Here is a 14160-nt window from a genome sequence, read left to right on the forward strand (position 1 = left end):
GATAGTCACCGCAATTTAATACCCTGCAGTAAGTATTATCCACTACCGCCACGGCCCGGTGGCGCCAAATAACGGTGATAAAATCGCCGCTCTTGATATTTGCACTGGACACGATGGCGATTTTGTTGCCATTGCGTGCTTCCATTGCCCGCACCTTTGCCACCAGATCTTGCTCCAGGCTTATCCCGGAGCGCGGCAGCATGCCTATCACCATCGACCTTGACCTGTCCGGCCGCCCTGGCGTTCCGGCTTGCCAACTGTTTTCATTTCATGCAGCGATGGTGCCGCCACGGTGGCGCGCAAGAATCATCCTTCAGTATTCATAAACGGAGTTACGTATGCGTAAATCGCTATTACTTTTGATGTCGTGCCTGATCCTGGCGGCATGTGACAAGACCCCTCCGGCCTCGTCCGAAAAACCGGTCGACGTGCTGCTGATCGGCGCCGGCACCATGAGCGCCACCCTGGGCAGTATGCTCAAGGAACTCGATCCCTCGCTGACGATGGAAATGGTCGAGCGCCTCGATTCCGTGGCCGCCGAAAGTTCGGACGCGATGAACAATGCGGGCACGGGCCACTCGGCATTTGCCGAACTGAACTACACGCCGGAAGCGGCCGACGGCAGCATCGAGACCAAGAAGGCCGTTGCCATCAACGAGCAATTCGAAATTTCCAAGCAATTCTGGGCTTATCAGGTGGCCAACAAGCACCTGGGCGCGCCGCAAACCTTCATCAACAATGTGCCGCACATGGCCTTTGTCTGGGGCGACGACAATATTGCCTTTTTGAAGAAGCGCTATGCCGCGCTGCAAAAGGAAAACCTGTTCAAGGGCATGCTGTACTCGGAAGACCAGGCGCAGATCGAACAGTGGGCGCCGCTGGTCATGCAAGGGCGCGACAAGGGCCAGAAAGTGGCCGCGACGCGCATGGACATCGGTACCGACGTCAATTTCGGTAACCTCACGCGCGGCCTCGTGAAATACCTGACGGACAGCCACGGCATGGTGCTGCACCTGCGCCACCAGGTGGAAGACATCCGGCGCGGCGCCGACGGCGTATGGAACGTGACGGTGAAAGACCTGGCCGCCGGCAAGGAAAAGACCATGCGCGCCAAGTTCGTCTTCATCGGCGCCGGCGGCGGTTCGCTGCCGCTGCTGGAAAAATCGGGTATTCCTGAAGCCAAGGGCTACGGCGGCGTGCCGGTCGGCGGCCAATGGCTCGTGACCACCAATCCGGAACTGGTGGCGGCGCATGCGGCCAAGGTCTACGGCAAGGCGTCCGTCGGTTCGCCGCCGATGTCCGTGCCGCATCTGGACACGCGCATCATCGATGGCAAGAAAGCCCTGCTGTTTGGACCGTTCGCCACCTTCTCGACGAAGTTCCTGAAAAACGGCTCGTGGATCGACTTGCCTGCCTCGATCGGCACGGGCAATGTGAAACCGATGCTGCAAGCCGGCTACGACAATATTCCACTGACGAAATACCTGGTGGAACAGGTCATGAACACGCCGGAAGACCGCCTGAAGACCCTGCGCGAATACTTGCCGAACGCCAAGATGGAAGACTGGACCTTGCAAAACGCCGGCCAGCGCGTGCAGATCGTCAAGGATGACCCTGTCAAAGGCGGCTTGCTGCAGTTCGGCACGGAAGTCGTCGGCGCCGCCGATGGCAGCATCGTCGCCCTGCTGGGTGCTTCGCCAGGCGCCTCGACCGCGCCGCCGATCATGATCAAGGTGCTGCAAACGGCCTTCAAGAGCCGTCTGGCCACGCCGGAATGGCAAGCGAAGATGGTGGAAATGGTGCCGTCGTACGGTCAAAAGCTGAACAACGACCCGGCCCTGGCCAACAAGATCCGCCATTACAGCAGCAATATCCTGGGCTTGAAAGCCATCACGCTCGACGTTCCCGCTGCTGCGCCAGCGCCGGCGGCAAACTAAGCCAGCCTGACCGGCAGGGGAGTTTCCTGCCGGCATGAAAAAAGGGGCAGCCTGTTCAGGCTGCCCCTTTTGCGTGGGAGCGTGCGTTCATTGCGGCGGACTACTCCTTGCCCGGCAAGATCAGCTCCGGCGTACACCCTTCGGCGGCGATGCCGTCGCAAGGCTTGGCCAGTGCCGCGCCGTCCTGTGCCCGTGGCGCATGGGGCTGGCGCAGGTAGCGCGACGTGTGGCGGTGCGCTTGCTGTGCGTTGCCATGCACGGGCCAGGTCAGGAAGCGGGACAGCTCCTGCAAGGCGCGCTGGTACACATCGCGTTTAAATTCAATGACGACATCGAGCGGGACCCAGTATTCATGCCAGCGCCAGGCGTCGAACTCCGGATGGTCGGTCAGGCGCAGATTGACGTCGTTATCGCGCGCGCACATTCTCAGCAGAAACCAAATCTGCTTCTGGCCACGGTAATGGCCGCGAATCTCGCGCTTGATGAAGTGGTCTGGCACTTCATAGCGCAGCCAGTCGCGGGTGCGGCCGACAATTTTGACGTGTTCCTGTCTGAGTCCGATTTCCTCTTCAAGTTCGCGAAACATGGCTTGTTCCGGTGTTTCGCCATATTTGATACCGCCTTGCGGAAACTGCCATGAGTGCTCGCGCACCCGCTTGCCCCACCACACCTCGTTCTGGGCGTTTAGCAGGATGATGCCGACGTTGGGCCGAAACCCTTCACGGTCGAGCATAATGCACCTCAAACTTTCTGCGACCGAGCGTCCTTTTTTACATAATTACCCACAACTTCGCAAGCCGGTGACCTTTTCGGGGTGCGAAAAGCGCCGGAATCGCACCAATTGAGCGCATTTGTGTAAAGTATGGACGCATCAGCCAGCTAATCCTTTAAAATTAGGTTGATTATAACCCTCTCTTTTTAAAAAGAATTCACCGTTATGCGCGCCTCCCGTTTTTTTATTTCCACACTTAAAGATGCACCTTCTGACGCGGAAATCGTCAGCCACCAATTGATGATGCGTGCAGGCATGATCAAACGCCTCGGTTCCGGCATCTATACCTACATGCCGATGGGCTTGCGCGTGATCCGCAAGGTGGAAGCCATCATCCGTGACGAGATGAACAAAGCCGCCGGTATCGAACTGCTGATGCCGCTCGTGCAGCCGGCCGAACTGTGGCAGGAAACGGGCCGCTGGACCAAGATGGGCGACGAACTGATGCGCGTGAAAGACCGCCACGGCCGCGAATACGCGATCCAGCCCACGTCGGAAGAAGTCATCACCGACGTCGTGCGCACGGAAATCAAGTCCTACCGCCAGTTGCCGCTGAACTTTTATCACATCCAGACCAAGTTCCGCGACGAGCGCCGCCCACGTTTCGGCCTGATGCGCGGCCGCGAATTCACCATGAAGGACGCGTATTCGTTCGACCGCGACCTGGCCGGCATGCAGGCGTCGTACAAGGTCATGTTTGACGCCTACACGCGCATCTTCACGCGTTTCGGCCTGAAATTCCGCGCCGTGGCGGCCGACAACGGCGCCATCGGCGGTTCCGGTTCGCACGAATTCCACGTCATCGCCCACACGGGCGAAGACGCGCTCGTGTACTGCCCGACCTCCGACTACGCCGCCAACATGGAAGCGGCCGAAGCGCTGCCGCCAGCGGGCGAGCGCCCGGCCGCCAGCCAGGCGCTGACGAAAACGGCCACGCCGGACACCGTCAAGTGCGAAACCGTGGCCGCCCTGCTGGGCATCGAGCTGTCGCGCACCGTGAAAACCATCGCCCTGACGGTGGAAACGACGGGCAAGGACGAGAAAGTCACGAAACAGCATTTCATGCTGCTGCTGCGCGGCGACCATGAATTGAACGAGATCAAGGTGGGCAAGGTTGCCGGCCTGGCCGGTCACCGTTTCTCGACGGAAGCGGAAATCCTGGAAGTCTACGGCACCATCCCTGGCTACCTGGGCCCGATCGGCACGAAGGCGCCGGTCACCGTGGTGGCGGACCGCACGGTCGCCCACATGAGCGACTTCGTCTGCGGCGCGAATGAGGCCGGTTTCCACTACACGGGCGCCAACTGGGGCCGTGACGTGGCCGAGCCTGCCATCGTGGCCGACTTGCGCAATGTCGTCGCCGGCGACGCGTCGCCGGACGGCCAGGGCGCCCTGGCCATCGAGCGCGGCATCGAAGTGGGCCACGTGTTCCAGCTGGGTACGGCGTATTCGGAAAGCATGAAAGCCACCTTCCTCGATGAAAACGGCAAGCCTGCGCCGTTGCAGATGGGTTGCTACGGCATCGGCGTGACGCGCATCCTGGGCGCCGCCATCGAACAGAACTTCGATGACAAGGGCATCATCTGGCCAGCGTCGATCGCGCCGTTCGAAGTCGTGCTGTGCCCGATGGGCATGGACCGCAGCGAACTGGTCAAGGAAGAGACGGAGAAGCTGTACGCGGCCCTGCAAGGCGCTGGCGTGGACGTCATCGTCGACGACCGCGGCTTGCGCCCTGGCGCCATGTTTGCTGACTGGGAACTGATTGGCGTGCCGCACCGCATCGTCATCGGCGAGCGCGGCCTGAAAGAAGGCAAGCTGGAATACCAGGGCCGCCGCGATGCGGAAGCGACCGGCGTTGCGCCGGACGAGATCGTTGCCTTCATCCAGGGCCAAATGGCGCAGTGAAGCGCTTATCGGTAAGCAAGGCGGCCGGCGCGCTCGCGCTGGCCGCCGGCCTGGCCTGCGTTTCCTTTGCGCAGGCCGGCAACCAGAAGGAGGAGGCGCTGGCCGACTCCGTCCGCCTGGCCCTGTCGCATGCGATCCGCGACGAACGCCCGCCGCAGCCCAAATTTGCCACGCCCGCCGACTTGCAGCGCTACCAGCAATGGCTGGCGCAGATGTCGCAACGCCTGCAGCGCAAGCTGCCGGACGCCCAGTTGCGCACGGAATTCCTGGAAACCGTCTGGTACGAAGCGCGCCGCGCGGGCCTGGAACCGGCCCTGGTGCTGGGCCTGATCCAGGTGGAGTCGGCCTACCGCAAATATGCCGTCTCGCTGGCCGGCGCGCGCGGCTACATGCAGGTGATGCCGTTCTGGACGGGCGTCATCGGTGATAGCGACCGCAGCAAGCTGTTCCACATGCAGACGAATCTGCGCTACGGCTGCGCGATCCTGCGCATGTACCTGGATATGGAAAAGGGCGATTTGTACCTGGCGCTGGGCCGGTATAACGGCAGCCGGGGCCGGGCCGAGTATCCGAATGCGGTAAGGGCGGCTTGGAAGCAGTGGGAAGTCAAATAAAGGCTGGGGTCAGACCCCCGGCAGCGTTGGCGCAGAGCTCTGTATTAACGGTGTTGAGGGTCTGACCCTGGGTGAATGGGGCGGACGTAGGTCGGATTAGGTCTGAAAGACCGTCATCCGACAACATGGTTGACCCCCGCAGCAAAAAAATGCCCCGCTCGCAGTAAAGCGGCGGGGCACTCACACGGCGTAGACGCCCTGTGCGTATCTGATTATTTCAAATGATCGGAGATCAGTTTCGTCATTTCAAACATGGAGACTTGGGCTTTGCCGCCGAAAACAGCTTTCAGCTTGTCGTCCGCATTGATCATGCGGCGGTTGGCCGGATCTTGCAGATCGAGTTTTTTGATGTAATCCCATACCTTTTTGGTCACTTCCGTGCGCGGCAGTGGTGCTGCGCCAACAACGGCGGCCAGATCTTTCGATGGCGTCATTGCTTTCATGAATGCTGCGTTTGGCTTGCGTGGTGTTGCCGGTGCTGCCGCTTTCTTCGCCGCTGCTGGTTTAGCTGCTGCCTTGGCTGCGGGTGCTGCTTTCTTGGCGGCTGCAGGCTTGGCTGCTGCTGCTTTGGCTGGCGCTGCTACTGGGGTTTTTTTGGCTGTTGCCATCTTCGAGCCTCCTTAACAAACACATGGGAAATTGCGCAATTAATCGCACGGCTAATATTGGTGTGGATTTACCTTGTATGCAAGTGTTTTTCACGTTTTCACGAGGAAAAAGCAGGGAAATGGCAATGCTGTCGCCCGGGCGCACCGCTTGGGAGCGCAGAACGGCGTTTTTACCCGTAAATGGCATGGTTGCTGGCTATGCGGGGAGGGGCGCTGCGGAGGGCGGGAAGCGTGATGCCGGACACATGAAAATGCAATCCGGCATTATTTGGAACGGTGTTTTTTGATCTATCGACTTTCGATACGCGGCGTAAAAAAGGCCTTCAAAATCACAGCGAGCGGAGGTGATTTGTGGCCGAGAAGCGCAACCGTACTTTAGTACGGTGAGCATCGCCGGCCACAAAGCGCCCCGCGCAGCCGATTTTGAAGCCTTCTACTACCTCATGCCAGGCATCATGCCCTTCATGGAACGCATCATCTTCATCATGCCGCCGCCCGACAATTTCTTCATCATCGTCTGCATCTGCTCGAACTGCGTCAGCATGCGGTTCACTTCCTGCACCTGCACGCCGGCGCCGGCGGCGATGCGGCGCTTGCGCGTGGCCTTGATCAGTTCAGGCTTGGCGCGTTCCTGCGGCGTCATCGAGTCGATGATGCCGCACATGCGGCGCACCTGCTTGTCTGCCTGATCCATGTTCTTGCCGCCCGCCGCCTGCTGGAACTGGGCCGGCAGCTTGTCCATCAGGTTGGCCATGCCGCCCATTTTCTTCATCTGGCCCAGCTGCGCCTTGAAGTCGTTCATGTCGAACTTGCCGCCGACCTTGATCTTTTGCGCCAGGTCGGCCGCCGCCTTGCTGTCGACGCCCTTGCGCGCTTCTTCCACCAGGGCGAGGATGTCGCCCATGCCGAGGATGCGGTTGGCCATGCGGGTCGGATCGAACGCTTCCAGGCCGTCGAGTTTTTCCGAGACACCGGCAAACTTGATCGGTTTGCCCGTGATGTGGCGCACGGACAGGGCGGCACCGCCGCGCGCATCGCCATCGAGCTTGGTCAGCACGATACCGGTCAGCGGCAGCGCATCATTGAAGGCCTTGGCCGTGTTGATGGCGTCCTGGCCCAGCATGGCGTCGACAACGAACAGGGTTTCGATCGGTTTCACGGCGCCATGGACGGCGGCGATTTCGCGCATCATCTCTTCGTCGATACCGAGACGGCCCGCCGTATCGATGATCAGCACGTCGTGGTAGTGCTTCTTCGCCCAGTCCAGCGCGGCCAGGGCGATATCGACCGGCTTGTCCGTGCTGGTGGACGGGAAGAAGTCGGCGCCGACCTGGGCGGTGACCGATTGCAGCTGGGCGATCGCGGCGGGACGGTACACGTCGGCCGAGACGGTCAGCACTTTCTTCTTCTTTTCTTCCTTCAGGTACTTCGCCAGCTTGCCGACGGTGGTGGTTTTACCCACGCCCTGCAGACCGGCCATCAGGATGATGGCGGGCGGCTGCTGCGCAAAGCTGATCTGCGACGCTTCCGGTCCCAGGTCGGCGCCCATCAGGGCGGCCAGCTCGCGCTGCACCACGCCAACGAGGGCCTGGCCTGGCGTCAGCGAGGAAATGACATCCTCGCCCATGGCTTTTTCTTTGACTTTGGCGATGAATTCGCGCACGGCGGGCAGGGCGACGTCGGCTTCGAGCAGCGCCAGGCGCACTTCGCGCAGCATGTCGGCGGTGTTCGCTTCGGTCAGGCGCGCCTCGCCGCGCATGGTCTTGACGACTTTGGCAAGCCGTTGGGTGAGATTATCTAGCATGATGAACCTGCAATGAAAAGCTTGGGAGTGGGCGGCGCAAGCCGGACGATGGCCGTCATTTTACCTTATCGCGGGTGGCTGGCGGTCCTGCGCTGCAGCGCCTGGCGGTTGGCCGGCTTTTGAATTAGTTGGTATTTCTGCCAATGCCGCGATTGCATCAACGGCATTGCGCGGTTAGAATGAGAATAATTCTTATTTACATTCTCGGGTGGCGCACGCCTGAGCGGAAAGGGATGCCATGTCGGCCGCCGATTTTGCACAGCAACAAGACCTGCACGCGCTCTACAGCAGCCATCACGGCTGGCTGCAGGGCTGGCTGCGGCATAAGCTGGGCAATGCGGGCGACGCGGCGGATCTGGCGCAAGACACCTTTATCAGCGTGCTCACCAACGGTGCCGCGCCGCAGATCCGCGAAGCGCGGCCTTTTCTCGCCACCGTCGCGCGCCGCCTGGTGGCGCACCGCTACCGCCGGCAAGTGCTGGAAGACGCCTACCTGGAGGCGCTCGCCTGCCTGCCGCCCGAGGTGGTGCCCGCGCCGGAAGCGCGGCTGCTGGCGCTGGAAGCCTTGCAGGAGATCGACCTGGCCCTCGACGGCTTGCCGGGTCCCGTGCGCACGGCGTTCTTGCTGGCGCAGCTCGAAGGCCTCAGCTATGCCGAGATCGCCGCGCGCCTGAACGTATCGGCCAGCTCGGTCAAGCAATACCTGACGCGCGCCAACCGCCAGGTGTTTTTCTCGCTGCCGGCATGAGCACGGCGGCAGAACCGGCGGCACCGCCAGCCATCCGCGAGGACGTGCAGCAGCAGGCGGCCGAGTGGCTGACCGTGCTGATGTCGAGCGAGGCCAGCGAAGCGCAGCAGGCCGCCTGGCAGCGCTGGCGCGCCGCCGACCCGGAACATGAACGGGCCTGGCGGCATATTGAAGCGGTATCGCGGCGCTTCAACGGTTTGCACCGCGGCGCGGCCGCGCAGGCGCTGGCCGGCACGCAGCGCAAAGCCGTCAACGGCAAGCGGCGCCAGGTGCTGGCATGGCTGGGCGTGGCGGCCGGCGGCGGCATGTTGGCCGCGCAGACGGGCGCCTGGGACGGCGTGCGCGCCCTGCGTGCCGACTACCGCACGGCCACGGGCGAGCGGCGCGAGGTGGTGCTGGACGATGGCAGCGTGCTCAGCCTGAATACGAGATCGGCCGTCAACGTGCGTTTCGACGCCAGCCGCCGCCTGATCGAACTGCTGGCCGGCGAGATCCTCGTCGTTAGCGGCCACGGTGCCGGCAGCGCCGCGCCTTTGGTGGTGGCCACGCGCGAAGGCCTGGTGCGCGCGCTGGGCACGCGCTTTGCCGTGCGCCAGCAAGATGACTACAGCACGGTGGACGTGTTGGAAAGCGCCGTGGAAATCCGTCCCCGCGACAGTGCCGGCGCGCCAATGCTGCTGGCGGCCGGGCGCGGCGTGGCATTTTCCCGCCAGACGCTGGACGCGCCGCACGCTATCGCTGCATATGCGCATGCCTGGTCGCGCGGGCAGCTGATCGTCGACGACGTGACCCTGGGCGATTTCCTGGCCGACCTGGCCCGCTACCGTCCCGGCGTGATCGACTGCGCGCCGGCAGTGGCCCAGCTGCGCCTGTCGGGCGTGTTCCCGCTGGCCGACACGCAGCGCATTTTGAACATGTTGCCCAACTCGCTGCCGGTGCAGGTCCGCAGCCGCACGCGCTATTGGGTCAGCGTCGAGCCGGCGTCATAGCACGCTGCGCAGAAATATTTAGCCATCCGGCTGCCCGTTTTTCGTTTTCGCGGCACCTACAAGGTAGGCGCCTGTTTTTTACCGTCTCATGACGCCATTACTATCAGGAACTTTCATGTCGCACGCTTTGCCTTTTGTCAGTTTGCCATCCTCTCACTCCTCACTGCGTCCGCTGGCGCAAGCTGCCGCGGCCCTGTGCCTGGCCGCCAGCCTGCCGGCGCTGGCGCAGCAGGCCGCGCCTGTCGTTCCCGCGACCGAGCAAACCATGCTCGGCGTGTCCGTCACGGCGGGGCGCGATGCGACGACGGAAGGCAGCGGCTCCTACACGACGGGCGTGAGCAACACGGCAACCAAGCTGAACCTGTCGCTGCGCGAAACGCCGCAGTCGGTCAGCGTGCTGACGCGCCAGCAGATCGACGACCTCGGCATCACGACCCTGGACGACGCCGTGCAGTCGATCACGGGGCTGGTCATGCAAAAAGGCAACTTTACGGGCGATTCGGGCAGTTTCAGCGCGCGGGGCTTTCCAATCGACAACATCCTGTTCGACGGCTTGCCTACCAGCCTGGGCGCGAACGGCACGTTCAATGGCGACAATGACGACCTGGCCATCTATGACCGCATCGAGGTGGTGCGCGGCGCCACGGGCTTGATGACGGGCAGCGGCACGCCCAGCGCGGCCATCAACATGGTGCGCAAGCGCCCGACGGCCACGCCGCAAGCGTCGTTCTCGGCCAGCATCGGCAGCTGGAGCAACTACCGCCTGGAAGCCGATGCGGCCAACGCGCTCAACGCAGCGAAGACCCTGCGCGGGCGCATAGTCGTCACGGTGCAGGACAAGAAGGATTTTGTCGACGTGCTGCATGGACGCAATCACCAGCTGTACGGCATCATCGAGGCCGATCTGCGTCCCGATACCACGTTGACCGTGGGCGCCCACTACCGCAAGACCGATAACGACGGCGTGACAACGGGCGTGGTGACGGCCGCCGACGGCCGCTTTTTGCATTTGCCCCGTTCCACCTACCTGGGCAGCGATTTCGACGGCTGGCGCCAGACCGATAAAACCATCTTCGCCGAACTGGAACACCGCTTCGCCAACGGCTGGAAGGCCAAGCTGGCGGCCACGCGCAAGACGCCCGAGATCGACACGACGTTTTCCGGCATCAACCGCCGCGGCGACACCCTGCGTTTCAATTCGCAAAGCTACCGCGCCGAACTGGCCAACACCAGCTATGACGCCTATGCCAGCGGCAGCTACAGCTTGTTCGGCCGCGAGCACGAGCTGACGGTCGGCGCCAGCCACCGCCGTTCGTCGAAAAACAGCTATGGCGGCTGGGCGCCGTACAGCTGGGGCGCGGCTGCGCCCGTGCTCGACCCGTTCCACTGGGACGCGGGCAGCGTGGCGCGCCCCGTCATCAATTACGCGCAGTGGCGCACGGCCAGCATTACCGAGCAAAGCGGCGTGTATGCGGGCACGCGCCTGCGCCTGACCGAGCCGCTGTCGCTGGTGCTGGGCGGGCGCGTGAGCTGGTACAAGGACGATGCCGGCTACTCGGTGGCGCGCGAATTCACGCCGTACGCCGGTGTCGTGTATGACCTCGACAAGCAGCATTCCGTGTACGCCAGCTGGACCGAGATCTTCCAGCCGCAGGCGTCCACCGATGCCAATGCGCGGCCCCTGAAACCGATCAGCGGCACCAACTATGAAGCGGGCGTGAAAGGCGAATACTTCGGCGGCGCCCTCAATGCCAGCGCGGCCGTGTTCCAGATCCGCCAGCAGAACCGCGGCGTGGACGACCTGGCCGGCCCGAATCCCTGCCCCGGCAGCACCTGGGGCTATTGCCAGCGCGCGTCGGGCGAAGTGCGCAGCGAAGGCGTGGAGCTGGACGTGGCGGGCGCGCTGACGCCGGACTGGCAGCTGTCGGCCGGTTTTACGTATGTGAAGGCGCAATTCACGCGCGACAGCGATCCAGCCAATATCGGCAAGGATTTCAACAGCCGCTATCCGCGCCAGCAGCTCAAGCTGGCCACCAGCTACCGCCTGTCCGGCGCGGCGCAGGGCTGGCGCGTCGGCGCGTCGGTGTACGGGCAGGGCGCGACCGAGTCGAGCGACGGCACCTACCATCTGCGCCAGGGCCGCTATGCGATCGTGGGCCTGAACGCGGCCTGGCAGATCGACAGCCGCGCCGAGCTGCGCCTGAACGTCAACAATGCGCTGGACAAGCACTATTACCAGAGCATCTATTCCGATGTCTTCGGCAACCTGGCAGGGGCGCCGCGCAACGTGATGCTGACATTGAACTACAAACTGTAAACAATCACTTTTGAATGACCTATCTTGATGAAGGATGCATGGCTTATGGATGTGCAGTTGAATCTGGCCCACGCCAGTAATGGCGTGAGCCGGCGTATGCCACGGGGAGTGCCGCAATGATGAAGTCGGCCAACATGATGTTGTTTTCGCGCGTGCTTGCCGCCGTCTTTGGCGGCTATGCGCTCACGTCCGGCGTGGCCGTGCTGCTGGCGGCCGTGCTGCCGCTGTCGCGCGCCGAAGCCGTGCTGACGGCGACCCTGAGCGCCTTTGTCGTCTACACCTGCGCCGTGATCTGGGTCTTTGCCGTGCAAGACCTGCGCCGCGCCTGGCTGGGCATGCTGTTGCCAGCGATCCTGTGCGGCGGCATCGGCCTGCTGCTGTCGCGGGGGGCCGCATGAACGCCGTCAAGGCAGACAAAGTGGTGAAAACGCCGCAGCAGGGCGGCCTGCGCCAGGCCATGGCCTGGCTGCATACCTGGAGCGGCCTGTGGATTTCCTGGCTGCTGTTCGCCATCTTCCTGACCGGCACCCTGGCCGTCTTCGACGACCCGATCGGGCACTGGATGACGCCCGAACACGCACTGGAAGAAGCGGCGCATGCGAACGATCCGCCGTTGCCGAAGGTCACGGACCGTGGCCACCGCCTGGAGCTGGCGCTCGACTTCATGGCCAAGGAACATCCGAAGGCGGACATGTGGGAAATCTGGCCCGTGCAGCGTCCCGGCCACGGCCTGTCCGCCTACTGGTTCCAGCCCAGCGGCGGCTATGGCTCGGCGGAGCTCGATCCGCTGACGGGCGCCGTCATCGAACATGCGCGCGAGGCAACGGAACGGGAAACCATCGGCGGTCACCATTTCGTCGATTTCCACTACGAGCTGCACGCGGGGCGCATCGGCGTCTGGATCGTCGGCATCACCACCATGATCATGCTGGTGGCGCTGGTGAGCGGCGTCATCACGCACAAGCGCATCTTCAAGGATTTCTTCACCTTCCGCCCGGCCAAGGGCCAGCGCTCGTGGCTCGACGCGCACAACGCCGTGGCCGTGCTGACCTTGCCGTTCCAGTTCATGATCGCCTACACGGGCCTGGCATTCTTCAGCGATGACTATGTGCCGGCCCCCGTGGCGGCGCAATACGGCATGGACAATCCCAAGAAAGCCTTTTTGAGCGACTGGAACGACGCGGGCAAACCCGTGAAGACGGGCCAGCCGCTGGCCATTCCCGCGCTGGAAGCGTTCGCGCTGCGCGCCGAGCAGTCCATCGGCCAGGAAATCCGCGCCGTGGTGCTGGACAATCCGAACGACGCCTCCATGCGCGTGTGCATGTACGGCTGGAATGAAGAGACGGACACGATGGAACGCATCAGCGCCAACACGGGCAGGGCCTGCTATGCGCTGGCCACGGGCGAGCAGACCGCCTTGCGCCTGCCCGGCGCGTCCGACACGGGCGGCGCGGGCCTGACGCGCTCCGTCATGTCGAATCTGCACATGGTGGGTTTTGGCGGCACGCCCATGCGCTGGCTGTACTTTTTCTGCGGCCTGGCCGGCACGGCCATGATGGGCACGGGCGCGATCATGTTCATGGTCAAGCGCCGCCAGAAGTCGGGCGGCGAGTTCGGCGCTTACACGCAGCGCGTCTACCGCGTCATCGAATGCCTGAACGTGGCGGCGATTGCCGGCCTGTCCATCGCCTGCGTGGGCTTCCTGTGGGCGAACCGTTTGATCCCCGTCGGCCTTGAGCACCGCGCCGGCTGGGAAGTGCGGGCCTTCTTCGGCATGTGGTTTTTGATGCTCGCGCACGCCTGCCTGCGCGCGGAAAGGCGCGCGTGGATCGAGCAACTGGGCTTGCTGGCCGCCCTGTGCCTGCTGCTGCCGGTGCTCAATGTCCTGAGCACGGGCGACAACCTGGCGGCGCAAATCGCGCGCGGCGACTGGGAAAGCGCCGGCGTGGAGCTGGGCAGCATGGCCTTCGGCCTGCTGGCCGCCTGGGGCGCGTGGAAAGTCCACCAGCGCAAGGAAAAACCGCTCAAAAAGACGGCAAGCAAGGAAACACCATCGGTCAGCCTGCACGTCACTACGGAAGGACAGTCATGATTAACACCATCCTGTGCGCGCTGGGCCTGTCGTATGCGGGCATGGCCAGCCTCTCGCTGGCGTTGGACCGCCACCATGGCCAGGTCTGGGGCAGGGACGCGGCGCCGAACGTGCGGCGCGCGCTGCAGCTGGCGGGTGCCGTCCTGCTGGCGCTGGCCATCTGGCCTTGCGTGGCCGGCTGGAGCGCCACCGTCGGCGTCGTCGCCTGGCTGGGGTTCATTTCGGCCGGCGCGCTGCTGGTGGCCCTGCTGCTGCCGTATGCGCCCCGCTTGCTGTTGCGTAGTTCCCTGCTGGCAGCCGTCGCCGCGCTGGCAGGTCTTGTGACGTTCCTGCGGTGATGTCCACCGCTATTTTCAAGGATAGACCGATGTATT

13 protein-coding genes are annotated in these 14160 nt (G+C 63.3%); 10 read left to right on the forward strand and 3 right to left on the reverse strand.

Annotated features, from left to right (window positions below):
• Window positions 1–338 precede the first annotated feature (338 nt).
• Window positions 339–1937, forward strand: coding sequence for a malate dehydrogenase (quinone) (gene mqo / locus AC1RBA_RS21465; RefSeq protein WP_205602292.1), 1599 nt, complete (start codon window positions 339–341; stop codon window positions 1935–1937).
• Window positions 1938–2037: 100 nt separating this feature from the next.
• Here the strand turns inward: mqo and AC1RBA_RS21470 are convergent, their stop codons facing one another.
• The gene (locus AC1RBA_RS21470; RefSeq protein WP_070218597.1) at window positions 2038–2670 is read right to left on the reverse strand and encodes an RNA pyrophosphohydrolase; all 633 of its coding nucleotides are present in this window, start codon (window positions 2668–2670) and stop codon (window positions 2038–2040) included.
• Between the two features lie 204 nt (window positions 2671–2874).
• On the opposite strand from AC1RBA_RS21470, the gene AC1RBA_RS21475 reads away from it, so the two are divergent.
• Both AC1RBA_RS21475 and AC1RBA_RS21480 read left to right on the forward strand, forming a co-directional pair.
• Window positions 2875–4614 (forward strand): proline--tRNA ligase, encoded by a 1740-nt coding sequence (locus tag AC1RBA_RS21475; RefSeq protein ID WP_492419783.1) that lies wholly within the window; start codon window positions 2875–2877, stop codon window positions 4612–4614.
• The gene (locus tag AC1RBA_RS21480; protein ID WP_492419784.1) at window positions 4611–5228 is read left to right on the forward strand and encodes a lytic transglycosylase domain-containing protein; all 618 of its coding nucleotides are present in this window, start codon (window positions 4611–4613) and stop codon (window positions 5226–5228) included. Before AC1RBA_RS21475 ends, AC1RBA_RS21480 begins: the two co-directional genes overlap by 4 nt.
• 212 nt (window positions 5229–5440) lie before the next feature.
• Here the strand turns inward: AC1RBA_RS21480 and AC1RBA_RS21485 are convergent, their stop codons facing one another.
• Window positions 5441–5836 (reverse strand): SWIB/MDM2 domain-containing protein, encoded by a 396-nt coding sequence (locus AC1RBA_RS21485; RefSeq protein ID WP_071650146.1) that lies wholly within the window; start codon window positions 5834–5836, stop codon window positions 5441–5443.
• A 77-nt stretch (window positions 5837–5913) separates the two neighbouring features.
• Here AC1RBA_RS21485 and AC1RBA_RS21490 point away from each other — a divergent pair, with 77 nt between their 5' ends.
• Window positions 5914–6123, forward strand: a complete 210-nt coding sequence (locus tag AC1RBA_RS21490) for a hypothetical protein (protein ID WP_139142937.1) — start codon at window positions 5914–5916, stop codon at window positions 6121–6123.
• Between the two features lie 149 nt (window positions 6124–6272).
• Here the strand turns inward: AC1RBA_RS21490 and ffh are convergent, their stop codons facing one another.
• Window positions 6273–7640, reverse strand: a complete 1368-nt coding sequence (ffh, locus tag AC1RBA_RS21495; protein WP_034746567.1) for a signal recognition particle protein — start codon at window positions 7638–7640, stop codon at window positions 6273–6275.
• A 238-nt stretch (window positions 7641–7878) separates the two neighbouring features.
• On the opposite strand from ffh, the gene AC1RBA_RS21500 reads away from it, so the two are divergent.
• The 6 genes from AC1RBA_RS21500 (at window position 7879) to AC1RBA_RS21525 (ending at window position 14124) form a co-directional block, all read left to right on the forward strand.
• The gene (locus tag AC1RBA_RS21500; protein ID WP_492402325.1) at window positions 7879–8388 is read left to right on the forward strand and encodes a sigma-70 family RNA polymerase sigma factor; all 510 of its coding nucleotides are present in this window, start codon (window positions 7879–7881) and stop codon (window positions 8386–8388) included.
• Window positions 8385–9377 (forward strand): FecR domain-containing protein, encoded by a 993-nt coding sequence (locus AC1RBA_RS21505; protein ID WP_492419785.1) that lies wholly within the window; start codon window positions 8385–8387, stop codon window positions 9375–9377. Before AC1RBA_RS21500 ends, AC1RBA_RS21505 begins: the two co-directional genes overlap by 4 nt.
• 115 nt (window positions 9378–9492) lie before the next feature.
• On the forward strand, window positions 9493–11694 hold the full coding sequence (locus AC1RBA_RS21510) for a TonB-dependent siderophore receptor (protein WP_492419786.1): 2202 nt from the start codon (window positions 9493–9495) through the stop codon (window positions 11692–11694).
• A gap of 116 nt (window positions 11695–11810) precedes the next feature.
• Window positions 11811–12092 (forward strand): hypothetical protein, encoded by a 282-nt coding sequence (locus AC1RBA_RS21515; RefSeq protein WP_083287002.1) that lies wholly within the window; start codon window positions 11811–11813, stop codon window positions 12090–12092.
• Window positions 12089–13786 (forward strand): PepSY-associated TM helix domain-containing protein, encoded by a 1698-nt coding sequence (locus AC1RBA_RS21520; protein WP_492419787.1) that lies wholly within the window; start codon window positions 12089–12091, stop codon window positions 13784–13786. Before AC1RBA_RS21515 ends, AC1RBA_RS21520 begins: the two co-directional genes overlap by 4 nt.
• Window positions 13783–14124 carry a DUF3325 domain-containing protein gene (locus AC1RBA_RS21525; RefSeq protein ID WP_492419788.1) on the forward strand — a complete coding sequence of 114 codons (342 nt, stop codon included), beginning with the start codon at window positions 13783–13785 and terminating at the stop codon, window positions 14122–14124. Before AC1RBA_RS21520 ends, AC1RBA_RS21525 begins: the two co-directional genes overlap by 4 nt.
• Window positions 14125–14160: the final 36 nt, after the last annotated feature.

Source organism: Janthinobacterium sp. GW823-FHT03B06, from assembly GCF_058796955.1.